Below are 24,987 nucleotides of genomic sequence, written 5' to 3'. Positions count from 1 at the left end.
GGAGTCGAGCGATGGCGAGAATGACGGCGGCGGAAGCGGCGGTGCGGGTGCTGGAGCGGGAGGGCATCGACGTCTGCTTCGGCGTCCCCGGCGCCGCGATCAACCCCTTCTATGCGGCGATGCAGCGGCGCGGCACGATGCGCCATGTCCTGGCCCGCCATGTGGAGGGCGCCTCGCACATGGCCGAGGGCTATACACGGGCCAATGCCGGCAACATCGGCGTGTGCATCGGCACCTCCGGCCCGGCCGGCACCGATATGATCACCGGCCTCTATTCGGCGATCGCGGATTCGATCCCGATCCTGTGCATCACCGGACAGGCGCCGCGCGCCCGGCTGCACAAGGAGGATTTCCAGGCCATCAACGTGCCGGACATCGCCAAGCCGGTGACCAAGTGGGCGCTGACCGTGCTGGAGCCGGCCCAGGTGCCCTACGTCTTCCAGCAGGCCTTCCACCTGATGCGCAGCGGCCGTCCCGGCCCGGTGCTGATCGACCTGCCGATCGACGTCCAGATGGCCGAGATCGAGTTCGACGAGGAGGCCTATGAGCCGCTGCCGGTCTACAAGCCGGCGGCGACCCGCCAGCAGGTCGAAAAGGCGCTGGCGATGTTCGCGGCGTCGGAGCGTCCGCTGGTGGTGGCCGGCGGCGGCATCATCAACGCCGACGCCTCCGACAAGTTGGTGGAGTTCGCCGAGTTGCTGGGCGTGCCGGTGATCCCGACCCTGATGGGCTGGGGCACCATCCCCGACGACCATCCGCTGATGGCCGGCATGGTCGGTCTGCAGACCGCCCACCGCTACGGCAACGCGACGATGCTGAAGTCCGACTTCGTGCTGGGCATCGGCAACCGCTGGGCCAACCGCCACACCGGCTCGGTCGAGGTCTACACCAAGGGCCGCAAGTTCGTGCATGTCGACATCGAGCCGACCCAGATCGGCCGGGTGTTCATGCCCGACCTCGGCATTGTGTCGGACGCCGGCGCGGCGCTGGACATGTTCATCGCGGTGGCGAAGGAGTGGAAGGCCGCCGGCAAGTTCAAGGACCTCGGCGGCTGGGTCAAGGACTGCCAGGGCCGCAAGCGGTCGATGCACCGCCGCAGCGACTTCGATCAGGTGCCGATGAAGCCGCAGCGCGTCTATCAGGAGATGAACAGCGCCTTCGGCCAGGACACCACCTACGTCACCACCATCGGCCTGTCGCAGATCGCCGGCGCGCAGTTCCTGCACGTCTACAAGCCGCGGCACTGGATCAACTGCGGCCAGGCCGGCCCGCTGGGCTGGACCCTGCCGGCGGCGCTGGGCGTGCGGGTGGCCGATCCGAAGCGGCGCATCGTCGCCCTGTCCGGCGACTACGACTTCCAGTTCATGATCGAGGAACTGGCGGTCGGCGCCCAGCACAAGCTGCCCTATATCCATGTGCTGGTGAACAACGCCTATCTCGGCCTGATCCGGCAGGCGCAGCGCGCCTTCCAGATGGACTTCCAGGTGCAGCTGTCCTTCGAGAACATCAACGCGCCGGAGATCGGCGTCTATGGCGTCGACCATGTCGCGGTGGCCGAGGGGCTGGGCTGCAAGGCCATCCGTGTCACCGAACCCGACCGCATCCAGGACGCCTTCGCCCAGGCCCAGGCCTGGATGGACGAGTATCAGGTGCCGGTCGTCGTCGAGCTGGTGCTGGAGCGGGTGACCAACATTTCCATGGGCACCGACATCGACAACGTCACCGAGTTCGAGGAGACGCTGGACCTGCCGGTGGACGAGAGCGAGACCGTTCTGGTCTGACGATCCTGACCGTCTGACGAAAGCCGCCGGGGCGCCGATGCGCTCCGGCGGCTTTCTTTTTTGACGGAATTGCTGCATCGCGCAAATTCCCTCGCCGCAGCGTGCGTGCTAGCGTCGATGCCGATCCGTAGCCGGAAAGGGAGTCCGCGCGAGCATGGCGTTGCTTGAGAACATGCGCATCTTCGTCCGCGTCGTCGAACTGGGCAGCCTGTCGGCCGCCGGACGGAACCTGCGCATGTCGCCGGCCATGGTCAGCCACCGCATCCAGCAGCTGGAAACCCATCTCGGCGTCCGCCTGCTGAACCGCACGACGCGGCAGTTGCAGGCAACCGAGACCGGCATGGACTTCTACCAGAGCTGCCTGGAGGTGCTGGAAGCGGTGGAGCGCGCCCACAGCAGCATCGCCGCCGGGTCCGGCGTACCGTCGGGCAGCGTGCGGGTGACGGCGCCTCTGGGCTTCGGCCGCCGCATCCTGGCGCCGCTGGTCCCCGACTTCTGCGCCGCCCACCCGCTGGTGGAGGTGCGGCTGCGCCTGTCCGACCATCTGCTGGATCTGCTGCGCGAGGCGGTGGACGTGGCGGTGCGGATGGCGACGCTGAAGGATTCAAGCTTCGTCGTGCGCAAGATCGCGGATGTGCGCCGCGTGCTGGTGGCTGCGCCCTCCTATCTGGCGGAGCGCGGGACGCCTTCGATGCCTGCCGACTTGTCCGGCCACAACTGCCTGCTGCTGCGCTTCCCCGGCACCCAGCAATATCAATGGAGCGTGCTGGAGAATGGCGAGCCGGTGAAGCTGCCGGTGTCGGGCCGCTTCGACGCCGACGACGGCGACGTGCTGACCGGCTGGGCGCTGGACGGGCGCGGCATCGCCATGAAACCGCTGTGGGAGGTGGCCGAGCATCTCGCCAGTGGCGCCCTGGTGCCGGTTCTGCCGGACTTCCCGCCGGAGCCGGTGACGCTTGCCGTGCTCTATCCCCACCGGGCGCTGGTGCCGGCCAAGGTGCGGGCCTTCGCCGACCACATGGTGCCGAAGATCAAGGCGGCGCTGACGGCGATCTCGCCCGATACGATCCAGTAGGGCGGTGAGTACCGTCATTTCCTGAACGATCGCGCAGATCTTGCGAACGCCGGCGCATTCAGCGTTCGGCGCCCGGCGTCTATCGTTTCCGTCCACCACAACGGAGACGACTCATGAACACCTCGACATCCACTCCGAAGGTCGTGGCGATCACCGGTGCCAGCAGCGGCATCGGCGAGGCGACGGCCCTGCGTCTGGCCGCATCCGGCGCGAAGCTCGTCCTCGGCGCCCGCCGGGCGGATCGGCTGGAAGCGCTGGCTCGACGCATCGCGCAGGCCGGCGGCGAAGCGGTCTTCCTGCCGACCGATGTCCGTCGGCGCAATGACCTGACCGCTCTGGTCGGGCTGGCGTGTGAGCGGTTCGGACGGCTCGATGTCCTGATCAACAACGCGGGGATCGGTCCGATCTCGCCGCTCGACGAACTGCGGGTCGAGGATTGGGAAGACATGGTCGACGTCAACATCAAGGGCGTGCTCTACGGCATCGCTGCGGCGCTGCCGGTCTTCCGTGCCCAGGGAAGCGGCCATTTCGTCACCACGGCATCGACCGCTGCACACCGCACGGTGCCGACCATGGCCGTCTATGCCGGAACGAAGGTCGCCGTCCGCACCATCTGCGAAGGGCTGCGGCAGGAAGCCGGCGAGACCCTTCGGGTGACGGTCATATCCCCCGGCTTCGTTCGCACGGACTTTATCGACGGCATCACCAGTGCGGAGGTGCGGGCGCGGCTTGCCGCATCACGCGACGCGCTTGGGATCCCGCCGGACGCCGTCGCCCGTGCCATCGCTTTCGCCATCGACCAGCCCGCCGATGTCGACATCAACGAGATCATCGTGCGCCCCACCGCGCAGGCCTGACCGCCGCGCCGAAAGACCGGTTGCCGCATGCCGGTTGCGGTAGAGGCTCGGCGCCAAACCGAAGGTCCGCTTGAAGGCGTTGCTGAATGCGCTTTCCGACTGGTAGCCGAGCGACAGGGCGATGGCCGACACCGGCGTCGTGCCGCAGCACAGCTCCCGCTCGGCCAGCCGCATGCGCCAGTTCAGCAGATAGGTGAGCGGCCCGACCCCGGCCGCCGCCTTGAATCGCACGGCGAAGGTCGTCCGTGACATGCCCACTGCCCGTGCCAGTTCCCCGAGTTGCCAGGCGCGGCCGGGATCACCGTGCATCAGCCGCAGGGCGGGAGCGAGGCGTGCGTCGCGCAACGCGCCGGCCCAACCGTGACCGAGCGGACCGGATGTGGCGAGATGGGCGCGGATGATCTGGACGAACAGCATCTGCGCCAATTGTCCTGCCACCAGGGCGGTGCCCGGCCGTCCTCCGGCCAATTCCGCCCCGAGCTGGTCGAGCAGCCAGCGCATGGCCGGCGCCTCCGGCGCTCCCGACCGAACATGGATCAGCGGCGGCAACACGTCGCGGAGCAGGTGGCCACGGATTGGATCGAGCGTGACATGCCCGCCGACCGCCAGGAACTCCGCGCCATTGCCGACCGTCACCCGGTCACCCTTCGTCGGATCACCGGCCGCCGCGGCAAAGGCGACGCCGCCGTCCGCCGCCGGCAGGTCAAGGTCGCTGCCGAGCCGAAAGGGCCGCTCCGCGCCCAGCATGATCACATCGCCGGTGTCGAGGTGCCGCGGCTCATCGATCCCGTCCACCGCCAGCCAGCCGTTGCCCGTCATGATGGCGATGAATTTGATCATCTCCGGCGGCGGAAAGCGCAACGCCCAGTTCCCGCCAGCCTCCAGCCGGCCAGACACGGCGCAGCGGCTGCCCGCCAGCGTCAGGATGTCCGAGAGTGGATCGCCGTCCGCAAAAGGGCGGACCTCCACCTCACACCCCCCGCGCCCGCACCAGCAGCACCCGCGCCTCTTCCGCCGCGCGGGTCAGGTGGGGCAGGAACTGCACCTCCATCTCCGGGCAGGTGACGCGGGCGGCCTGGGCGCTGATGTTCATCGCCGCGACCACGCCGCCCGACGCGGTGCGGATCGGCACGGCGATGGAGCGCAGCCCCAGCTCCAGCTCCTGGTCCACCAGCGAGAAGCCGCGGTCGCGCACCCGCTCCAGCTCACGCTTCAGGGCGTCGGCCGCGGTGATGGTCCGCTCGGTGTAGGGCTTCAGCGGCACCCGCGCCAAATAGGCGTCAAGCTCCGGCTCCGGCAGCGCCGCCAGCAGGACGCGGCCCATCGAGGTGCAATAGGCGGGCAGGCGGCTGCCGACATTCAGCCCGACCGACATGATCCGCTTGGTCGCCGCGCGGGCGATATAGACCACGTCGTCCTCGTCCAGCACGGCGGCGGAGCAGGATTCCTGCACCGCGCCGCTGACCTGTTCGATCAGCGGGTCGAGGATCGTCGCCAGCGGCGCCGACGACAGGAAGGAATAGCCCAGCGCCAGGATCTTCGGCCGCAGATGGAAGGTCCTGCCGTCCGATCCGGCATAGCCCAGCTGCATCAGCGTCAGCAGGCAGCGCCGTGCCGCCGCCCGCGGCAGGCCGGTGATCTTGGCGATGTCGGCGATGGTCAGGTTCGGCTCCCGCTCCGTGAAAGCGCGAATCACCGACAGCCCGCGGGCCAGCGAGGTCATGAAGTTCGGGTCGGAGGCTTCCTCCGCCGCGCCCGGCACTGTCTTGTCGGCAGGCTCGTCCGCGGCCTTGGCCAGATGCTGAGTGTCGGCCATGCGATGGCTCCTTCCCCGAAGAGCGGTCCCAGGACGGCCAAATTAGGGCGATTACCGCGCAATAGCCAGAGAAATCGAACAAAACCGCCCATAACTCCGTCTGCGGCAGAAATAGTTCGAGGTGCCCGCAATTGATGTTGCGGGTGTCTGGCATCTGGTATACCGTATCGATAATTCAAAACGACGCGCCGCTCACAACGACGCAGCGGAGAGCGGTCATCCGAACGCTCGCACAGGAACGCTCACGACAACAAGCGGCGCCGATGGCGTCGGCGCGCAAAGGGTCGGAAACGTGATGAACCGGGAAAGATTCAGTGTTGAACCCCTCGAGCAGGGGATGAGCTTCAAGGCCAAGGCCTACCAATCGCTGCGACAGGCCATCACGCAGATGAACATCTACGGCCAGAGCAACGAGATCAGGTTGGACGAACGCCGCCTGTGCGAGGCGTTGGGTGTCAGCCGCACCCCGGTGCGTGAGGCGATGGCGCTGCTGGAACAGGAGGGGTTCATCCGCTCCCAACCGCGGCGCGGGATCTTCGTGGTGCGCAAGACGAAGGCCGAACTGGTGGAGATGATCACGGTGTGTGCCGCCCTGGAAGGCATGGCGGCACGACTGTTCGTCGAAAACGCCACCACGGAAAAGCTGGAACTCCTGCACGCCGCGTTCGACAAATACACGAAAGCCGAGTTGGCGGAACATGTCGCCGAGTATTCGGACGCCAACATCGTCTTCCATCAAAGCATCGTCCAGGCTTCCGGCTCCGCGTTGATCTCGGACCTGACCGACCGCTTCTTCATCCATATGCGTGCGATCCGCCGCGCGACGATGGGCCTCGGCGACCGTGCCGACCAGTCCATCCACGAGCATCGGGACATCATCGAGGCGCTTGCCGCCCGCGATGCCGATCTCGCGGAACGCCGCGTCCGGGAACACACGCTCGGTCTCGCACAGTACGTGGAACGGCATTGCGCCTTCCTCGACTAACCGATCTTGAACCTTTTTGGAGCCTCGGGGAGGAGTCACCCATATGTCTACTGCGGCTGCAACGATCACTAAGAACCAGGCCACGGAAGCATCTGTTGTCGAAGACGCGCCGGCGCTGACCGACGGCTTCCAGCTCGTCATCGACGCGCTCAAGCTCAACGACATCACCAATCTGTATGTCGTCCCCGGTATTCCGATCTCCGACCTGCTGCGCATGGCGCAGGCCGAGGGCATGCGCGTCGTCTCGTTCCGCCATGAACAGAATGCCGGCAATGCCGCCGCGATCGCCGGTTTCATGACGAAGAAGCCGGGCGTCTGCATGACGGTTTCGGCGCCGGGCTTCCTGAACGGCCTGACCGCGCTGGCGAACGCCACCACCAACTGCTTCCCGATGATCCTCATCAGCGGCTCGTCGGAGCGCGAGATCGTCGACCTGCAGCAGGGCGACTATGAGGAGATGGACCAGCTCGCCATCGCCAAGCCGCTGTGCAAGGCCGCCTTCCGCATCCTGCACGCCCAGGACATCGGCATCGGCGTGGCGCGCGCCATCCGTGCCGCCGTGTCGGGCCGTCCGGGCGGCGTCTACCTCGACCTGCCGGCCAAGCTGTTCTCGCAGGTGATGGACGCGGTCGAGGGCGCCAAGTCGCTGGTCAAGGTGGTCGATCCGACCCCGGCGCAGTACCCGTCGGCCGACGCGGTGAACCGCGCGCTCGACCTGCTGAAGGGCGCCAAGCGTCCGCTGGTCATCTTCGGCAAGGGCGCCGCTTACGCCCAGGCCGACGAGACGATCCGCAGCTTCGTCGAGAAGAGCGGCATCCCCTTCCTGCAGATGAGCATGGCCAAGGGCCTGCTGCCCGACACCCATCCGCAGTCGGCCGGTGCCGCCCGGTCGCTGGTGCTGCAGGAAGCCGATGTGGTCATGCTGGTCGGCGCGCGGCTGAACTGGCTGCTGTCGCACGGCAAGGGCAAGACCTGGGGCAAGCCCGGCTCGAAGAAGTTCATCCAGATCGACATCGAGCCGAAGGAGATGGACAGCAACGTCGAAATCCATGCTCCGCTGGTCGGCGACATCGCCTCGGTCATGGAAGTTCTGCTGAAGGGCATCGACGGCGGCCTCACTCCGCCGACCGAGTGGATGGCCACCGTCGCCGCCAAGCGTGAGCAGAACGTCGCCAAGATGGCGCCGAAGCTGATGAGCAACGCGTCGCCGATGAACTTCCACGGTGCGCTGGGCGCTCTGCGCCGCGTCATCAAGGAGCGGCCGGACGCCATGCTGGTCAACGAGGGCGCCAACACCCTCGACCTCGCCCGCGGCATCATCGACATGTACGAGCCGCGCAAGCGTCTGGACGTCGGCACCTGGGGCGTCATGGGCGTCGGCATGGGCTACGCCGTCGCGGCGGCGGTGGAGAGCGGCAAGCCGGTCCTGGCGGTTGAGGGCGACAGCGCCTTCGGCTTCTCCGGCATGGAGGTGGAGACGATCTGCCGCTACAACCTGCCGGTCTGCATCGTCATCTTCAACAACAACGGCATCTATCGCGGGACCGACATCAACCCGACCGGCGGTGACGATCCGTCGCCGATGGTCTTCGTCCCCGGTTCCCGTTACGACAAGATGATGGAAGCCTTCGGCGGCGTCGGCGTCCACGTCACCAACCCGGACGAGCTGTACCGCGCGGTCAGCGAGGCGATGGACAGCGGCCGTCCGACCCTGATCAACGCCGTCATCGACCCGGCGGCGGGCACCGAAAGCGGCAACATCGGCAGCCTGAACCCGACCAGCTCGGTCCGCAAAATGCCGTCCTAAAAGGACGGCCGACCACACGACACTAAAAAGCAGGGGGAGAGATACATGGGCAAGGCACTTCAGGGCGTGCGGATTCTCGACTTCACGCATGTGCAGTCGGGACCGACCTGCACCCAGTTGCTCGCCTGGTTCGGCGCCGACGTCATCAAGGTCGAACGGCCGGGCGAGGGTGACATCACCCGCAGCCAGCTGCGCGACCTGCCGGACGCCGACAGCCTGTATTTCACCATGCTGAACCACAACAAGCGGTCCATCACCCTCGACACCAAGACGCCCAAGGGCAAGGAGGTGCTGGAGGCTCTGATCAAGTCCTGCGACGTGATGGTCGAAAACTTCGCCCCCGGCGTGCTCGATCGCATGGGGTTCACCTGGGAACGCATCCAGGAACTGAACCCCGCGATGATCGTCGCGTCGGTCAAGGGCTTCGGCCCCGGGCCGTTCGAGAACTGCAAGGTGTACGAGAACGTCGCCCAGTGTGCGGGCGGCGCCGCCTCGACCACCGGCTTCGACGACGGCCCGCCGATGGTCACCGGCGCCCAGATCGGCGACAGCGGCACCGGTCTGCATCTGGCGCTGGGCATCGTCACCGCGCTGTACCAGCGCAAGGAAACCGGCCGGGGCCAGAAGGTGCTGGCCGCCATGCAGGACGCGGTGCTGAACCTGTGCCGTGTCAAGCTGCGCGACCAGCAACGTCTGGCCCATGGGCCGATGAAGGAATACCCGCAATACCCGAACGGCGAGTTCGGCGACACGGTGCCGCGTGCCGGCAACGCGTCGGGCGGTGGCCAGCCAGGCTGGATTTTGAAGTGCAAGGGCTGGGAGACCGATCCCAACGCCTACATCTACTTCATCGCCCAGGCGCCGGTTTGGAAGTCGATCTGCAAGGTCATCGGCAAGGAGGAGTGGATCACCGATCCCGACTACGCCACCCCGGTGGCCCGCCTGCCGCGCCTGATGCAGATCTTCGGCACGGTCGAGGAGTGGACCAAGACCCTGACCAAGTTCGAGGTCATGGACATCCTCAACAAGTACGACATCCCCTGCGGCCCGATCCTGTCGATGAAGGAAATCGCCGAGGACAAATCGCTCTACGAGACCGGCACGCTGGTCGAGGTGGAGCATCCGACCCGCGGCAGCTACCTGACGGTCGGCAACCCGATCAAGCTGTCCGACAGCCCGACGGAGGTCACCCGCTCCCCGTTGCTGGGCGAGCACACCGACGAAATCCTGCGTGACGTCCTGGGTTTCGGTGAGCGCGAGATCGTCGAAATCCGCGACAGCGGCGCCATTGGCACCGTGGAGCGGTTAGCGGCGGAGTAGGTTCCGCTCCGGTGCCCCCACCCCAACCCTCCCCCGCTGGGCGGGGGAGGTTAGGTGGGGGTCTAACGCCCCAAAATTTGAAACGCCTACCGCATTCATACCAGCGCGCCTCGCTCTCCCCCGACCGTCCCCTTCCCGGTCGCCCGAGAGCCGAAGCCCGCAGTTTTAAAAAATCCGCCGCCCGCCAGCCGATGAATTTCCGGCGCCCCGCGGCATCCAAAAGACCATTCCCGACAGGGTTGAGACGCAAATCATGAACATTCACGAATATCAGGCCAAGGAACTGCTGCGGGGGTACGGCGTCGCCGTTCCGCGCGGCGGCGTGGCCTTCACCCCGGAAGAGGCTGAATCGGTCGCCCGTGAACTCGGCGGTCCGGTCTGGGTGGTGAAGTCGCAGATCCATGCCGGCGGCCGTGGCGCCGGCCGGTTCCAGAACAACCCGGCCGGCAAGGGCGGCGTCCGCGTCGTCAAGTCGGTCGAAGAGGTGGCCTCCAACGCCGCCGAGATGCTGAACAGCGTGCTGGTCACCAAGCAGACCGGCCCGTCGGGCAGGCAAGTCAAGCGCCTCTATGTCGAGGAAGGCGCCGACATCAAGCGCGAGCTGTACCTCGGCCTGCTGACCGACCGCGGCACCGGCCGCGTCACCATCATCGCCTCGACCGAAGGCGGCATGGAGATCGAGGAGGTCGCCCACAACACGCCGGAGAAGATCGTCAAGGTCGCCGTCGACCCGGCCACCGGCATCCAGGGCCACCACACCCGCAAGGTCGCCTTCGCGCTGGGCCTGGAAGGCAAGCAGGTGGGATCCGCCGCCAAGTTCATCCAGGCCGCCTACAAGGCGTTTACCGAGCTGGACTGCGCCATCGTCGAGATCAACCCGCTGATCGTCACCGGTGCCGGCGACATCCTGGCGCTCGACGCCAAGATGAGCTTCGACGACAACGCGCTGTTCCGCCACAAGGACGTGGCCGCCCTGCGCGACGAGGCCGAGGAAGACCCGGCCGAGATCGAGGCGGCTAAGCATGAGCTGAACTATGTGAAGCTCGACGGCAACATCGGCTGCATGGTCAACGGCGCCGGCCTCGCCATGGCGACGATGGACATCATCAAGCTGTATGGCGCCGAGCCGGCCAATTTCCTCGATGTCGGCGGCGGCGCCACCAAGGAGCGCGTCACCGCGGCCTTCAAGCTGATCCTGTCCGACAGCGCGGTCGAGGGCATCCTGGTCAACATCTTCGGCGGCATCATGCGCTGCGACGTGATCGCCGAAGGCGTGGTCGCCGCCGCCCGCGACGTGAAGCTGCATGTTCCGCTGGTGGTGCGCCTGGAAGGCACCAACGTCGCTCTCGGCAAGAAGATCCTGGCAGACTCCGGTCTGCCGATCCTGTCCGCCGACAATCTGGACGACGCAGCCAAGAAGATCGTCGCCGCCGTGAAGAAGGAGGCCGCGTGAGATGGCTGTTCTCGTCGATAAGAACACGAAGGTGATCTGCCAGGGCTTCACCGGAGCCCAGGGCACCTTCCACTCCGAGCAGGCCATCGCCTACGGCACCAGGATGGTCGGCGGCGTGACCCCGGGCAAGGGCGGCGCCAAGCACCTCGACCTGCCGATCTTCGACACCGTGTCGGAAGCGGTGGAGAAGACCGGTGCCAACGCCTCCGTGATCTACGTGCCGCCGCCCTTCGCCGCGGACGCGATCCTGGAAGCCATCGACGCCGAGATCCCGCTGGTGGTCTGCATCACCGAAGGCATCCCGGTGCTCGACATGGTCCGCGTCAAGCGCGCGCTCGATGGTTCGGCCACGCGACTGATCGGCCCGAACTGCCCCGGCATCATCACGCCGGACGAGTGCAAGATCGGCATCATGCCGGGCCACATCCACAAGCGTGGCAAGATCGGCATCGTCTCGCGCTCCGGCACGCTGACCTATGAGGCCGTCGCGCAGACAACGGCGGCCGGTCTCGGCCAGACCACTTGCATCGGCATCGGCGGCGATCCGGTCAACGGCACCAACTTCGTCGACAGCCTGGAGCTGTTCGTGAAGGACCCGGAGACCGAGGGCATCATCATGATCGGCGAGATCGGCGGCGACGCCGAAGTCCGCGGCGCCGAGTTCATCAAGGCCTCGGGCACGAAGAAGCCGGTCGTCGGCTTCATCGCCGGCCGCACGGCGCCTCCGGGCCGCCGCATGGGCCATGCCGGCGCGGTGATCTCCGGCGGCAACGACACCGCCGACTTCAAGATCGACTTCATGAAGTCGGTCGGCATCGCCGTCGCCGACAGCCCCGCCAGCCTGGGCTCCACCATGCAGTCGATCTTCAAGGGTTGACCGATACCCGCGGGGCCGCCGTCCGCGACGGTCCCGCGGTTTCAGCGAAGCTTCTGTCACTCACGCCATCAGCCGCAACAGACAGGCGCAGCCAAAGCGCCGGACCCCGAGGGAGATGGGACATGAAAGCGCAAGCCCGCACGAGCAGCATGACCTCCAACAGCATGACGGCCGGCACCATGGCACGCCGCGTCATTCACGACGACCCCAGCGAGGGCGCCGCCGCGATCATCAAGACCGCGATCATCGAGACGCCGCGGGTGAAGAACGACAACGGCAAGGACGCCAAGGCCGATCGCGGTCAGGTGGTCCAGTCGCTGTGCCGCGCGTTGAACATCCTGACGATCCTCGGCTCCAATGACGGGCCGATGACCCTGACCGAGCTGTCGGAGGCCGCGACCCTGTCGCCCTCCACCACCCATCGCCTGCTGACGACCCTGCAATACGAGCGCTACGTCCGCTTCGACCAGAGCGCGCGCGGCTGGGTGGTCGGCGTTCAGGCCTATATGACCGGCGCCAATTTCCTGAAGACCCGCAATCTGGTCGACGTCGCCCGTCCGCGCATGCGCCGCCTGATGGAGGAGAGCAGCGAGATCGTGAATCTCGCCGTCGAGGAGAATGGCGAGGCGCTCTATCTGGCCCGCGTCGGCGGTCCCCGCGCCGCCCAGGTCGCGGTTCCGCAGACCGACCGCACGCTGCTGCACTGCTCCGCCGTCGGCAAGGCGCTGCTGGCCGGCATGCCGGAGACCAAGGTCCAGACCATCGTCACCCAGCGCGGCATGCGCCAGTTCACCCGCAGCACCCTGTCGTCGCTGCCGGCGCTCTACCGCGACCTTACGCTGGTCCGCACCCGCGGCTATGCCCTGGACCAGGAGGAACGGGTGTCCGGCCTGCGCTGTGTCGCCGCCCCGATCTTCGACGAGAATTCCCGTGTGATGGGCGCCCTGTCGCTGTCCGGCTCCAGCCGGCGCATCGAGGACGCGCGGCTGCGCGCCCTGGGCGAGATGGTCAAGCGCGCCGCCGCCGCGGTGACGCAGGAACTGGGCGGCCGCGTGCCGGTTCCCAACTGACCCGACCCTCATACGGACAAAGAGACGCCAAGAGCTGACGGCAGGTGGTGCACGTTGGCATTCCTCCCTGGCGCACTCAGGGCCGCGTTCCTCACGGGACGCGGCCTTTTTTCTTGAGAAAAGAACCGTTTCCACGGAATGGAAAAGCGTCTTTTTTCTCGGGCAGATCGGGTGGATTGGTGCGATTGTCTGTCTCGGGAAAGGCGTTCCTTTCTCATCGGGCGGATGTGTTGTTTTGCATGTTCGCGCTTCTCTCGGAGACTGGCCGTGCTGTGTGCAGCACGGCCATTTTTTTTGACTTTTCCGCAGGACGAAATCGGATCCATCGCCGCGTGGACGGGTGGTCCGCCACGGCGACACAGTGCCCCCAAACCCATCACGACGACAGGGCAGGGGAGCGATCCGAATGACAGACTCCAGAAGCATGACCGCCATCGAAGTCAGCCAGCCGGGCAAGCCGGAGGTGCTGGTCGCGGCCCGCCGTCCGGTCCCGGACGCGGCGCCGGGCGAGATTCGCATCGCCGTGCAGGCGGCCGGCGTCAACCGGCCCGACGTGCTGCAGCGGCTCGGCAAATACAACCCGCCGCCGGGCATCACCGACATCCCCGGCCTGGAGGTGGCGGGCATCGTCGATGCGCTGGGCGAGGGGGTCGAGGGCTGGAGCGTCGGCGATCCGGTCTGCGCCCTGCTGGCCGGCGGCGGCTATGCCGAGTTCTGCGTGGTGCCGGCCGCCCAATGCCTGCCGATTCCCGCCGGCCTGTCGATGGCCGAGGCGGCGGCCCTGCCGGAAACCTTCTTCACCGTCTGGTCCAACGTATTCGAGCGCGGCGCGCTCCAGCCCGGCGAGACGCTGCTGGTGCATGGCGGCACGTCGGGCATCGGCACCACGGCGATCCAACTGGGCGCGGCCTTCGGCGCGCGCGTCTTCGCCACCGCCCGAGGGGCGGAGAAATGCGGCGCCTGCGTCCGGCTCGGCGCCGAACGCGCCATCGACTATGCCGAAGAGGATTTCGTCGCGGTGGTCAAGGAGGCGACCGGCGGGACCGGCGTCAATGTGGTGCTGGACATCGTCGGCGGCGATTACGTCGCCCGCAGCATCGACGCGCTGGCGGTCGAGGGCCGCTATGTCTGCATCGGCTTCGTCCGCGGGGCGACGGCCAATGTGAACTTCTTCCCGGTCATGACCAAGCGGCTGGTGCTGACCGGCTCCACCCTGCGGGCGCGTCCCGTAGCCTACAAGCAGGCGGTGGCCGACCAGTTGAAGGCCCGCGTCTGGCCGCTGATCGAGCAGGGAAAGGTCAAGCCCGTCGTCCACGAGGTCTTCCCGCTCGCCAACGCCGCCGACGCCCACCGGCTGATGGAGAGCAACCAGCATGTCGGCAAGCTGGTGCTGACGGTGGGGTGAGGGAGACCCTCTCTCCCCTCATCAATCCAGCATCGGCAGGCCGGTCTCGATCCTGACCAGTGCGGCCAGCAGCGGGGCGCCGATGTCGCGGCGGACGAAGTTGCTGGCCTTTTCCGCCGCGTTGATCGCCTGCTGGAAGGTGCGGCGCCAGCGGTCGTCGTTGTAGAAGGCCTTTTCCGCCTTGGCCCGCTGCGCCAGCAGGCCGGGGCGGCGGCCGGCGGAATCGTCCGCCAGCTTGTTCAGGCGGTTCATCAGGTCGTTGGCGACGGCCGGCTCGCCGCGCTTCATCGCTGCTTCGATCAGCTCGGCAAACGCCTCGCCACGGGTGTCGATGTCGGTGACCTGTTCGGCATAGGCGACGGCCATCGCCGTCTCGCCGCGCTTGGCCAGCCGCCCGAGCACCGCCGGGATCGTCCACGGGTTCTCGTCCTGCACGGTGCTGAGCAGGCCCAGCGCCAGCTTCGGTTCGCCGATGTCGGCCGCCGCCACCGCCAGTTCCGGCGGGCAGCAGTCGCCGCGGGTTTCCTTGAACTTTGAGAACTGGGTCTCGACCGTGTTCAGGAACAGGGTGCGTGCCTGCGCCTCCTTGCCGGCGCGCAGCAGCGTCTGGGCGACCAGCCCCAGCTCCCACGAGCAATTGTGGCTGGAGGCATAGCTCTTGGCCTCGTCGGCCAGCGCGTTGGTCAAGGCCGTGTCGCCGCGCCAGGACGCCGCCTTGGCGATGTCGGCGAGGTTGTAGATGCGGGTCGAACAGTCGTTGATCTGCCGGGTGATGTCGAGCGCCAGCGGCGACTGCCCCATCAGCGACAGGGCGCGGGCGACGAACAGGTCCTGGCCGGAGCTGTCGGCGACGCCGCCGCGGCGCACCGCGCTGACGAAGGGCGCCATGATCTCCTTGGCGCGGCCGGGATCGCCCAGCTGCTGATAGGCGACCGCCAGCGACAGCCAGTCCCAGCGCGCGGCGGTGATCGGCGTCTCCACCGGGGGCAGCATCTCACCGATGCGGTGGAGGAAGCACAGGCTGCTCAGCGCGTCGTTGCAGACCAGCGCCCGGATGCGCGAGCGGAATTCGTAGAAGTCGAAGTCGCCGACGAACTGGTTGGTGACGAGCTGCACCGCCAGCGGGCTGTCGGGGTATTTCGTCACGATCTCGTTGAACAGCTTGTCGGCCTCCTTAAGAAAGCGCGACTCCTCGGCGACGTCATAGGTGTTGTCGGCCTGCCGGATCAGTTGCAGAGCCTGGACGAACAGGCGGTTGGCCGGACCCGGCGTGCCGGCGGCGGGGGAGTCCGCCCCGCCGCCGTCCTGATCCTGGGCCACCACGTTTTGCGCCATCACGTCCTGTGTCGCCCCATCCTGCGCCGAAACGGGACCGGCCGCGACCGCCGCCGGCAGGATCAGAGCTGCGGCGACTGCGGCGGTGCGGAGAACGGCGAGGACGCGGGATAGGGCGGAGGCCATGGCGGTCGGGTTTCAACCCTGGATGTTTGGGTTTGGGAGCAGGCGCACGTAGCTGACGACACGCTGGACCTTGGGCACTGAGCGCGCATGCTGGAGCACGCGGTCCAGCTCTTCCTGCGAACTGGCGACACCCATCAGGTAGACAACACCATCGACGGTATCGATGCTGTAATTCTGGCTATGAATATCCGCATCGAACGTAATGCCGCTGCGGATCTGGGTTGAAATCCAGGTGTCGCGTGCGGTGTCCAGGATGCTGGACCCGTTGTCGATCTGGATTTCGTTGATGACTTCCTTGACGCCGTCGGCCTGCCAGACGAGACGCACGGCGTCGAGGCGCATCTGCGCGTCGGCGGCGCGGCCGGTCAGCAGCACGCGGCCCTGGTCGACGGTCAGGCCGATCCGGTTCGTCATGTCGATCGAATGCTGCAGCCACAGCGAATTGATGCGGGCGCGGATTTCGGTGTCGCTGACGAAGCCGCCGAAGCCGCGCTCCTGCGACGCCACAACCGCGGCGCCCCCCGCGGTGCCCAGCACCAGCGGCCCACAGCCTGACAGCGAAGCTCCTGCGGCGCAGGCAAGCGCCATCATCGTCCAAAGGCGGCTCAAACCCGTCACAGCGTGCCTCCCCCTGCCTGCATGTCGAGCGCCGGGCGGATGCGGCGCGCGGCCGGAAAAAGTCACGGCGGAACGGTCTTTGCAATGGGGAAATTCAAGGGTTTCACCAGTCATCGTCACTTTGTCCCGAGGTGATGCACGGATGTTGCAGTCGCTGCGATTGCGAAGGAGCGGCTGCGGCAGGATTTTCGCCGCAGCGCCCCCAGGCGGCTTCCGGGCAGTCTCGGGGCAAAATCAGGCGAAAGCTGGGCTGGAGATTACGCGCGCGATCTCGCGCGCCAGGACGCGCGAAACCACCCGCCGCGCGGTGGCGTCACGCAGGATTTCCTCGTCCCTGGGGTTCGACAGGAAGCCGGTCTCCACCAGAACCGACGGCACGTCCGGCGCCTTCAGCACCGCGAAATTGGCCGAACGCATCGGGTTTTCCAGCAGGCGCAGTTCCTTGCCCGCGCCTTCCACCAGAAGCTGGCGGGCGGCCAGCGAGGCATGGCGGGTATGGCGCGCCGTCAGGTCCAGCAGGATGTCCTTGACGATCCGGCCGCCGCCGAAGGAACCCGGCTTGCCGAAGCGGTCGGCCTGATTCTCCTGCTGGGCGAGGCGCGAGGCGAAGGAGTCCGACGCCTTTTCCGACAGGATATAGGCCGACAGTCCGCGCGCATCGGCATTGGGGGCGCTGTCGGCGTGGATCGACACGAACAGGTCGGCCCCGGCCTCGCGCGTCAGCGCCACCCGCTCGTCCAGCGCCAGGAAACGGTCGTCCCGCCGCGTCAGCTTCACCGCGACATTCGTCCGGCCGGCCAGGATGCGGGCGACCTCGTGGGCGATGTCGAGCGTGACCTCCTTCTCGAAGGTGCCGCGGGTGCCGATCGCGCCGGGATCGTTGCCGCCATGGCCGGGGTCGAGCATGACCAGCCGGGGCCGCGACGAAGCGCCGCCGGCCGGCTTGCGGCCGGGCCGCCGCTCCGCAGCCATGGCCAGGCCCAGCGGCTGGGCCAGCGCCATCGCCGCCGTGCCGAAAGCGGTTAACCAAAGTTTGCTCAGCCCGAGCCCAAGCAGCTGCCGTCGATCCATTGCCAGAAATACCATGCTGCAAAGGTGGGGAGAACGCGGCGTCAGGTCGCCCGACCCGCCGTGCCACCCGTTGGTCTAGCCTGATTCATTAACCAATGCGGCTGCAAAAAAGTATTGTCAAGACCGGGCAGGTTACCGTTTCTGAATATTTGTGAGCCTCCGGTCATATGGGCACACTTGACAGGCTGAGGATTCGACAGAGGTGATTGGTTGCTTGATGACGGATTGAAAAAGCGCTAAAATTTTAGCGATCAGCTCGGGAGGTGTCGATGTTGAGGAAAGCCCTGTTCAACATCATCCGGCAAGAGCAGCGCGATATCGAGGACAAGCTCGAACGCGAGGAACAGCAGCCCAGTCCCGACGTCCGCCGGATCGTCGGCCTGCGGCAGGAGGCGACCAGCCTGCGTCGTGAGTTGGAGCATTTCCACGACGTGTAAGACCTGATGCCGGCCGTCATCCGGCCACCGGGCGTCGCTTTGGAAGGTCGCCACTGAATATGTGACCGATACATGTGACCTATCGGTCGCGCCCCTTCTCCGCAGGACCGCGGGGGAGGGGATTTTTGTTTTTGTCGCCCGGCGGGGTCCACTCTCGTCCGTCATCCCCGCGAAGGCGGGGAACCAGGAAACCTTTCCGGGAAACCGCTGACATGGCTGGATTCCCGCCTGCGCGGGAATGACGGCCGAAGGAGTTTTCCTAAGAAAATGCCCGCCCCTCACCCCAGCTTGGCGTATCCGCGCTCGATCACCCGTTCGGCGGCTTCATAGACGGCCAGCATCTCCTCGTAGGCCGCGCGCAGGCGGGCGAGGTCGGTGACGGTCGATGAGTCCGGATGCCGGGATTCGGACATCTTCAGGCCGGCGCGGATATAGTCGGCGCGCAGTTCCGCCACCCGCACCGCCATGCGCAGAAAGCTGTCGCGGTCCAGGTTGGGCAGCTCGCGCCCGATAACCTCGCAGTTGGCCTCCAGGATCGCCGCATCCATGTTTTCCAGGAAATGGCGGATGCGCTGGCTGCGGCTGCTGTCGGCGGCATCGGCCGTCATCAGCTTGTCGACCTTGCCCTTGGTGTATTCACCGATGATCTTGCCGCCGGTTGCCATGGGTGATCCCGCCTCTCTTCGCCGGCCAGTCCGGCCGCTGCCGATTGTCGCACCGCCGGCGCATCTGCGCCAGAGCGGTGTGGGCCGGGCGGGATCGGGGGCAATCCCACTTGTCGGTACAGCCCGCCAGACGGTGCAGCCATGTGCGCATCCGCTCATGAAGCGGGTGCAACATCGCGACGTTCGTGCTAGGGAAGCTTCCCCCTTTTCTTGCTGTACGCCATGGTGGACGCGCGATGTCTGAGACCGGCTCCGACTATATCCTCACCGTTTCCTGCCCCGACACCGTCGGCATCGTCTTCGCGGTGTCCGGCTTCCTGGCGGAGCGGAGCTGCAACATCATCGACAGCGCGCAGTTCGGCGACCGCATCTCCGGCCTGTTCTTCATGCGCGTCAGCTTCAACGGCAACCCGGCCGGCCCGACGAAGGAACAGCTCGAGGCCGAATTCGCCGCCCAGGTGGCGGAACGCTTCGGCATGACCTGGCAGATCCACGATGCCCGCCGCCGGCCGCGCGTGCTGATCATGGTGTCGAAGTTCGGCCACTGCCTGAACGACCTGCTGTACCGCTACCGCACCGGCTACCTGCCGATCGAAATCCCGGCCATCGTCTCCAACCACCGCGACTTCTACCAACTGGCGGCGTGGCACAACATCCCGTTCCACCATCTGCCGGTCGCCCCCGGAAACAAGGCGCAGCAGGAAGCCCGCCTGCTGGAGATCGTGGAGGAGGAGAAGGTCGATCTCGTCGTGCTCGCCCGCTACATGCAGGTGCTGTCGGGGGCGCTGTGCGAGCGGATGGCCGGCCGGGTCATCAACATCCACCACAGCTTCCTGCCCAGTTTCAAGGGGGCCAAGCCCTACCATCAGGCCCATGCACGCGGCGTGAAGCTGATCGGCGCCACCGCGCACTATGTCACCTCCAACCTCGACGAAGGCCCGATCATCGAGCAGGAGGCGGAGCGCGTCGACCATACGATGACGCCCGACGACCTGGTGGCCATCGGGCGTGACATCGAGAACATCGTGCTGGCCCGCGCCGTCCGCTATCACGTGGAGCACCGCGTGCTGCTGAACGGCAACAAGACGGTGGTCTTCCGCTGAAGCCGGATCAGGCGGCGCCGCCCCTCAGTGGGGCTGCGCCGTCTCACGGGCGTCTTCCGGCTGGGGCATGAACACCGCGCGGGTGATCGCCTGTTCGATCTGGTCGCGGGTGAAGGGCTTCGGAATGACCGGCCCCAGATGCTCCAGACCGTGCTTGGCCAGATCGTCGGGGAAGGCGGTGACGAAGATCACCGGCAGGAACCGGCGGGCCCGCAGCTCGCGCGCCACCTCCAGCCCGTTGTCGCCGTCGGCCAGCCGGATGTCCATCAGGGCCAGCGTCGGCCGATGCTCCGCCGCCAGCGACAGCGCCTCGTCCATCGTCGCCGCGTTGCCGCAGACGATGTGGCCCATGCCGCGCACCGTTTCCGCCAGATCGAAGGCGATGATGGCGTCATCCTCGACGATCAGGATGGTGGCGGTCAGGCGGGCGCGGACACGCTCGCGGGCGTGGTTCAGACGCTCCATCGCGTCTTCCGGGGCGATGCCCAGGACGATGGCGGCATCGCCGACCGGCAGGTCCTCCAGATTGACCAGCAGGTAGAGCCGGCGGTCGGTCTCCTCCAGAGTCATCAGGGCCGATTCGACCGGATGGTACGGCGCCACCGCCGGGGGGGCGCCTTCCTCGTCCTGCAACTCGTTCAGATGGCGATAGAGCGTGCCGCGCGACAGGTCGCCGCCCCGGCCGGTCTCCGCCTCGTCCGCCTCCAGATACCATTCCAGGGTGCGGGTCACCAAGGCGTCCCCCCGCCCGTTCGTCCCGGTCAGCGCGCGGGCATAGCGGCGCAGGTAGGGCAAATGCTGCATGAAGTGACCGGTGTACTGCTCCATCTCTCTCCCCGTGCCTTTCTGCGGCGCGTGTTCCTGGCATCCACCCGACATGCCGCTCCGGGTACCCGGATGCGGCCGGTGCAACCCGATCCTTCCGGGCGTTAGGTGTCCGGCGGCGAAAGCCGGCAACGAATTCCGGAAGGTCGGTGCCCGCCGGAGGTCGAGATGCCGTCGACGCTGCCTTCACAGCAGACTGACGCATCGCGACCTGCAACGGTCAAATTCATATGGCGCAGTCCACGGCCTAACGGGAGTGAACCCGAAAGATTTATTCGAGATACCTGTAACGGATTACTCAGTATGCATAATATGAAGCACGGCCGGAACTGGTCCGACGGCAACGACCGGCGGTCTATGACCCCCTCCACATAGGGGTTGCCGGAGGAGAAGGCTTAACCGTTCCGAAAGACTTAGCGGCCTACTCTGACATTGCCCTCCGGCAGTTGCCGCGCATCTGCCGTGCGAGGGCGAGGCGAGTGTTCCCGATCCTCGAACGCGCCGGCCACCCCCAGGCCGGCGCGTTTTTTCTTCTCACGCGTCGTGGCTTTCGGGTGCCGCGGTCCCGGGATTGAAAAAACCAAGCATGCCGCCCGGGAACAAACCGGTAGAAGGCGTGTTGGAACCGCCAATGGTGTGATTCCTCCCTGAACCGCCAGTCCTCATCGCCGCCGGGCGCCGCCGCGACATCATGCGGACAGGCGCCGGCGGCGAGTTTTTATCTGGATGGATAACGGCCCTGTCGCCGTTTCCATTTCGTCAATTGGTGACTTTCACAACCCGACGCTTGCAAGCCGTTTAATCCAACGTTAAGGACATCGGCACACGGTTGGGGTTGGGCGTCTTGGGACGCACCGTCCGTGTGACGGGCCGGAACGAGCCGGCCGGGGTGTCGCGTGGGCTGCCGCATCGGGTCCGGGTTTGTGCATGGAAGACCAAGAGTTGGATCGGTCCCTGATGGATGGCATTCCGCCGGATGAGCTTGCCGACTTCCTCCGGTGGCGGGACCGCGTGCGCGGCACGAACATCTCGGAAAAGACGCTGCTGGCGACCGATTATCTCAATCACTTCAACGAAATCGTGATGCTGATCGAGATGATCCCGGACATGCCGGACATGCTGGAGGAATGCCGCATCTGGCAGCCCAAGAGCTATGCCGAGCATTTCCGCGACAGCGGCTTTTCCGACAAGGAACTGGCGATCGAGGCGTACGGCCATGTGCCGTCGAAATTCCTCCGCCCCTTCGAGGACACCATCGCCCAGGCCCATCAGGTGATCGCCCACACGCTGGAGCGGATCGGCACCGACATCGACAGCGGCGATCCAGACAAGCTGCGGATGGACTGCCAGGCCTCCGTCGCGATGATCCACCGCATCATCCAGGTCGCCAACGGCATCATCCACGGCACCGCCCATGTGATGGAACAGGGCGAGATCGACATCTATCTGCAGAACGGCTGAAAGTTGGTACGCCGACCCGTACTTTCGGTCCGAATCATGTGTCTTACCAACGAAAAACAGGCGTTTTCAGTCACTTGTCCCGGCACGAATGGCGATTGATGGTGCACCCACCATTCGTTCGTTGCATGGCTCACGCGCGCCCCCTGGCACTATAGTCGGAGCATAAAAGATAAGACGGAGGCGTGTTCATGCGTCCTCTGCGGGGGGAGATGGAGCATTGCCCATGAAGGGATGCGCATTCGCGCCGGCCGATGGTATGGCCGTGTCTGAACCGCGCGTGTGGCGGCCGGTTCCGCCCACCGATCACGCCGGACCCATCCTCCCCGTCAGCCAATGGGGGGAGGCAGCACCGCGCATGACGCCATCCGGACATCTGGACAGCTTCACCCGTGACCGGCTGCCGGCGCCGGCGCAACGCCCCGACCTGATTCTCGAACGACCCGAACTCCAGTACCCGAAGCGCCTGAACGCCGCCTCCGCCCTGATCGACGGCTGGCGCGAGCGCGGCTGGGACGGTCGTCCCTGCCTGATCGGCGGCGACGGCGAGGTGTGGAGCTATGGCCGGATGCGCGACACCGTCGACCGCATCGCCCGCGTCCTGACCGAGGATTACGGGCTGGTCGCCGGCAACCGCGTCCTGCTGCGCGGCCCCAACACGCCGATGCTGGCCGCCTGCTGGCTGGCGGTCATCAAGGCCGGCGGCGTCCTGGTGCCGACGATGCCGCTGCTGCGTGCGCCGGAACTGGCCGACGTGCTGAAGCGCGCCGCCATCGACATGGCGCTGTGCGACACCCATTTCCTCGACGATCTGGAAGAGGCGGCGCTGCCGTCGCTGCGCATCGTCGGCTTCCGCGACGGCGAGCTGGAACACCGCATCGCCACCAAGCCGGCCGGGTTCGAGGCCGCCGACACGGCGCAGGACGACGTCGCGCTGATCGCCTTCACCTCCGGCACCACCGGAACGCCGAAGGCGGCCGCCCACTTCCACCGCCATCTGCTGGCGATCTCCGACCTGTCGCCGCGCTCCGTGCTGGGCACGACGGCCGAGGACGTGTTCTGCGGCTCGCCGACGCTGGCCTTCGCCTATGGGCTGGGCGGGCTGCTGCTGTTCCCGCTGCGCATCGGCGCGTCGGTCATCCTGCTGGAGCGCGGGACCGCCGACCGGCTGCTGGAGGCCGCCACCCGCCATCGGGCGACGGTTATGTTCACCGTGCCGACCGTCTATCGCGGCATGATCGGCCGCATGGCCGCCGATCCTGCGCTGGCGAAGGGGCTGTCCTCCCTGCGCCTCTGTGTCTCCGCCGGGGAGCCGCTGCCGCAGCAGACCTTCGAGGGCTGGCGCGACGCCACCGGGCTGCAGATCCTCGACAGCCTGGGCACCACCGAGCTGCTGAACGCTGTGCTGCACGCCGTCCCCGGCGACGTCCGGCCCGGCTCCACCGGCAAGCCGGTGCCGGGCTACGAGGCGATGGTGGTCGACGACCAGTTCCGCCGGCTGCCGCCGGGACAGGTCGGCCGGCTGGCGGTGCGCGGTGCGACCGGCTGCCTCTATCTCGACGATCCGCGCCAGGAAAGCTATGTCCAGCAGGGCTGGAACCTGACCGGCGACGCCTTCCACGTCGATGAGGACGGCTTCTTCTGGTATCACGCCCGCACCGACGACCTGATCGTCTCGGCCGGCTACAAGATCTCCGGGCTGGAAGTCGAGAACATCCTGCTGAGCCACGAGGCGGTGCAGGAATGCGCGGTGATCGCCGCCCCCGACCCGGTGCGCGGCACCATCCCCAAGGCCTTCGTCGTCCTGCGCGACGACGTCCGCCCCGACGACCGTCTGGCGGAGGAACTGCAGAGCTTCGTCAAGGAGCACATCGCGCCCTACAAATACCCCCGCGCGGTGGAATTCCTCGACGCGCTGCCGCGGACGGAGACCGGCAAGGTCCAGCGCTTCAAGCTGCGCCGCCGGGCCTGGCAGCCGGACGACGAGGAGTAGAGGGCGTTCCTCTACCGGGGAAAGCCGGCGAAGCGGGTCAGACGGATGTTGCGCGCTTCCAACAGGGCGGCAAACTCCGGCCCGCGCAGGTAGTCGTATTCGGTGCGCCGCGGCTCGACCAAGGTGTCGACACGGCGCAGTTCCTCGTCGGGCAGGCCGGGGTGGACCATCACCAGGGTCCGGCCGGCGATGCCATCGAGAAAGCGGGGCATCAGCTCGGCGAAGGGCCGGTTGCCGGCGAAGTCGTAGACTCCGGCGAAGCGGTCGTTGGCGGGAATGCCGCGGTCCCGCACCATGCGCTTCAGCCCGCCGCCCAACCCGCCGATCAGCAAGGTCTTCGGTACCGCCACGCCGCGGCGCAGCACCGCCGACACCGGCTCCCCGCACAGGCGGACATAGGCGCCGGGCAATTCCGCCAGCGCCTCCACCACACCGTCGCGCACGCCGGGCAGCTGGTGGATGTGCTGGTGGCCGTCGATATAGTCGGGCGGCGCCCCCCAGGCCTCGGTGAAGGCGGCGATCTGGCGCGACAGTTCGTCACGGATCTCCGCCCGCGCCGCCGGCGCCGCCAGCTTTCCGCGATAGGCCCAGCCCATCAGCCGCCCCAGCGGCGGCAGCCGCCCATCCGGCGCCAGCGTCGGCATGGTCCCCAGTGGCGGCTGGTCGGTCAGGGTGAAATGCAGCCCGACATCGGCCTTGTCCTTCAGCTCGCGCAGGGCCGCGGCGCCCTCTCGCCAATGCGGGCAGAGGCTCATGACCGAGGTCGCGGTCAGCCGCCCCTGGGCGATCAGGTCGCGGATGGCGGCGTTGACGCCGGGGGCCAGACCATAGTCGTCGGCGCAGAGCAGGAGCCGGGTGGGCGCGGTATCGGGCATGACCGGACGGAGGCAGGATGCGGAATTCCGGCCAA

General features: G+C 66.9%; 22 protein-coding genes. 14 read left to right on the top strand and 8 right to left on the bottom strand.

Annotated features, from left to right (window positions below; genetic code table 11):
* Nucleotides 1-11: 11 nt before the first annotated feature.
* The 3 genes from gcl to PWS46_RS20385 all read left to right on the top strand — a co-directional run bounded on the left by gcl (nt 12) and on the right by PWS46_RS20385 (nt 3,713).
* The gene (gcl, locus tag PWS46_RS20395) at nt 12-1,781 is read left to right on the top strand and encodes a glyoxylate carboligase (protein WP_434622459.1); all 1,770 of its coding nucleotides are present in this window, start codon (nt 12-14) and stop codon (nt 1,779-1,781) included.
* Nucleotides 1,782-1,935: 154 nt separating this feature from the next.
* Complete coding sequence (locus tag PWS46_RS20390) at nt 1,936-2,856, top strand: LysR family transcriptional regulator (RefSeq protein WP_434622457.1); 921 nt, start codon at nt 1,936-1,938, stop codon at nt 2,854-2,856.
* A gap of 113 nt (nt 2,857-2,969) precedes the next feature.
* Complete coding sequence (locus tag PWS46_RS20385) at nt 2,970-3,713, top strand: SDR family oxidoreductase (RefSeq protein ID WP_434622455.1); 744 nt, start codon at nt 2,970-2,972, stop codon at nt 3,711-3,713.
* On the opposite strand, the gene PWS46_RS20380 is transcribed toward PWS46_RS20385, so the two are convergent.
* Nucleotides 3,594-4,682: an AraC family transcriptional regulator gene (locus PWS46_RS20380; RefSeq protein ID WP_434622453.1), complete on the bottom strand. Its 1,089-nt coding sequence runs from the start codon at nt 4,680-4,682 to the stop codon at nt 3,594-3,596. The two genes, PWS46_RS20385 and PWS46_RS20380, sit on opposite strands and share 120 nt — an antisense overlap.
* A 1-nt stretch (nt 4,683) precedes the next feature.
* A complete protein-coding gene (locus PWS46_RS20375) occupies nt 4,684-5,529 on the bottom strand; it encodes an IclR family transcriptional regulator (protein WP_434622451.1) in 846 nt (281 codons plus the stop codon).
* A gap of 121 nt (nt 5,530-5,650) precedes the next feature.
* Here PWS46_RS20375 and PWS46_RS20370 point away from each other — a divergent pair, with 121 nt between their 5' ends.
* The 7 genes from PWS46_RS20370 (at nt 5,651) to PWS46_RS20340 (ending at nt 14,446) form a co-directional block, all read left to right on the top strand.
* Complete coding sequence (locus PWS46_RS20370) at nt 5,651-6,514, top strand: GntR family transcriptional regulator (RefSeq protein ID WP_434622449.1); 864 nt, start codon at nt 5,651-5,653, stop codon at nt 6,512-6,514.
* A gap of 43 nt (nt 6,515-6,557) precedes the next feature.
* The gene (oxc, locus tag PWS46_RS20365) at nt 6,558-8,321 is read left to right on the top strand and encodes an oxalyl-CoA decarboxylase (protein WP_434622447.1); all 1,764 of its coding nucleotides are present in this window, start codon (nt 6,558-6,560) and stop codon (nt 8,319-8,321) included.
* Nucleotides 8,322-8,366: 45 nt separating this feature from the next.
* Nucleotides 8,367-9,641 carry a formyl-CoA transferase gene (gene frc / locus PWS46_RS20360; RefSeq protein ID WP_434622445.1) on the top strand — a complete coding sequence of 425 codons (1,275 nt, stop codon included), beginning with the start codon at nt 8,367-8,369 and terminating at the stop codon, nt 9,639-9,641.
* Between the two features lie 253 nt (nt 9,642-9,894).
* Nucleotides 9,895-11,094 carry an ADP-forming succinate--CoA ligase subunit beta gene (sucC, locus tag PWS46_RS20355; protein WP_434622443.1) on the top strand — a complete coding sequence of 400 codons (1,200 nt, stop codon included), beginning with the start codon at nt 9,895-9,897 and terminating at the stop codon, nt 11,092-11,094.
* Between the two features lies 1 nt (nt 11,095).
* Nucleotides 11,096-11,971 carry a succinate--CoA ligase subunit alpha gene (sucD, locus tag PWS46_RS20350; protein WP_434622441.1) on the top strand — a complete coding sequence of 292 codons (876 nt, stop codon included), beginning with the start codon at nt 11,096-11,098 and terminating at the stop codon, nt 11,969-11,971.
* A 122-nt stretch (nt 11,972-12,093) separates the two neighbouring features.
* On the top strand, nt 12,094-13,041 hold the full coding sequence (locus PWS46_RS20345; protein ID WP_434622439.1) for an IclR family transcriptional regulator: 948 nt from the start codon (nt 12,094-12,096) through the stop codon (nt 13,039-13,041).
* Between the two features lie 406 nt (nt 13,042-13,447).
* Nucleotides 13,448-14,446 carry an NAD(P)H-quinone oxidoreductase gene (locus tag PWS46_RS20340; RefSeq protein ID WP_434622437.1) on the top strand — a complete coding sequence of 333 codons (999 nt, stop codon included), beginning with the start codon at nt 13,448-13,450 and terminating at the stop codon, nt 14,444-14,446.
* 21 nt (nt 14,447-14,467) lie between these two features.
* Here the strand turns inward: PWS46_RS20340 and PWS46_RS20335 are convergent, their stop codons facing one another.
* The 3 genes from PWS46_RS20335 to PWS46_RS20325 form a co-directional block, all read right to left on the bottom strand.
* A complete protein-coding gene (locus tag PWS46_RS20335; protein ID WP_434622435.1) occupies nt 14,468-15,907 on the bottom strand; it encodes a hypothetical protein in 1,440 nt (479 codons plus the stop codon).
* Between the two features lie 12 nt (nt 15,908-15,919).
* A complete protein-coding gene (locus PWS46_RS20330; protein ID WP_434622433.1) occupies nt 15,920-16,639 on the bottom strand; it encodes a BON domain-containing protein in 720 nt (239 codons plus the stop codon).
* A 120-nt stretch (nt 16,640-16,759) separates the two neighbouring features.
* Complete coding sequence (locus PWS46_RS20325; protein WP_434622430.1) at nt 16,760-17,527, bottom strand: N-acetylmuramoyl-L-alanine amidase family protein; 768 nt, start codon at nt 17,525-17,527, stop codon at nt 16,760-16,762.
* A gap of 338 nt (nt 17,528-17,865) precedes the next feature.
* On the opposite strand from PWS46_RS20325, the gene PWS46_RS20320 reads away from it, so the two are divergent.
* Nucleotides 17,866-18,033: a hypothetical protein gene (locus PWS46_RS20320; RefSeq protein ID WP_167393191.1), complete on the top strand. Its 168-nt coding sequence runs from the start codon at nt 17,866-17,868 to the stop codon at nt 18,031-18,033.
* 278 nt (nt 18,034-18,311) lie between these two features.
* Here PWS46_RS20320 and PWS46_RS20315 read toward each other — a convergent pair whose 3' ends face one another.
* Nucleotides 18,312-18,698, bottom strand: coding sequence for a hypothetical protein (locus tag PWS46_RS20315; protein ID WP_109074646.1), 387 nt, complete (start codon nt 18,696-18,698; stop codon nt 18,312-18,314).
* A 236-nt stretch (nt 18,699-18,934) separates the two neighbouring features.
* Between PWS46_RS20315 and purU the strand changes: the two genes are divergently transcribed.
* Nucleotides 18,935-19,801, top strand: coding sequence for a formyltetrahydrofolate deformylase (gene purU / locus PWS46_RS20310; protein WP_085083946.1), 867 nt, complete (start codon nt 18,935-18,937; stop codon nt 19,799-19,801).
* A 24-nt stretch (nt 19,802-19,825) separates the two neighbouring features.
* On the opposite strand, the gene PWS46_RS20305 is transcribed toward purU, so the two are convergent.
* Complete coding sequence (locus PWS46_RS20305; RefSeq protein ID WP_434622427.1) at nt 19,826-20,629, bottom strand: response regulator; 804 nt, start codon at nt 20,627-20,629, stop codon at nt 19,826-19,828.
* 954 nt (nt 20,630-21,583) lie between these two features.
* Here PWS46_RS20305 and PWS46_RS20300 point away from each other — a divergent pair.
* On the top strand, nt 21,584-22,087 hold the full coding sequence (locus PWS46_RS20300) for a hypothetical protein (protein WP_434622425.1): 504 nt from the start codon (nt 21,584-21,586) through the stop codon (nt 22,085-22,087).
* A 355-nt stretch (nt 22,088-22,442) separates the two neighbouring features.
* On the top strand, nt 22,443-24,077 hold the full coding sequence (locus PWS46_RS20295; protein WP_434622423.1) for an AMP-binding protein: 1,635 nt from the start codon (nt 22,443-22,445) through the stop codon (nt 24,075-24,077).
* Between the two features lie 11 nt (nt 24,078-24,088).
* Here PWS46_RS20295 and PWS46_RS20290 read toward each other — a convergent pair whose 3' ends face one another.
* Nucleotides 24,089-24,952, bottom strand: a complete 864-nt coding sequence (locus PWS46_RS20290) for a ChbG/HpnK family deacetylase (RefSeq protein WP_434622422.1) — start codon at nt 24,950-24,952, stop codon at nt 24,089-24,091.
* Nucleotides 24,953-24,987: the final 35 nt, after the last annotated feature.

It is taken from the genome of Azospirillum sp. B2RO_4 (assembly GCF_051124815.1).
Taxonomy (GTDB): Bacteria; Pseudomonadota; Alphaproteobacteria; order Azospirillales; family Azospirillaceae; genus Azospirillum.
The sequence above is the reverse complement of the archived record's forward strand: the minus strand, read 5'-3'. Positions and strand labels throughout refer to the sequence as shown.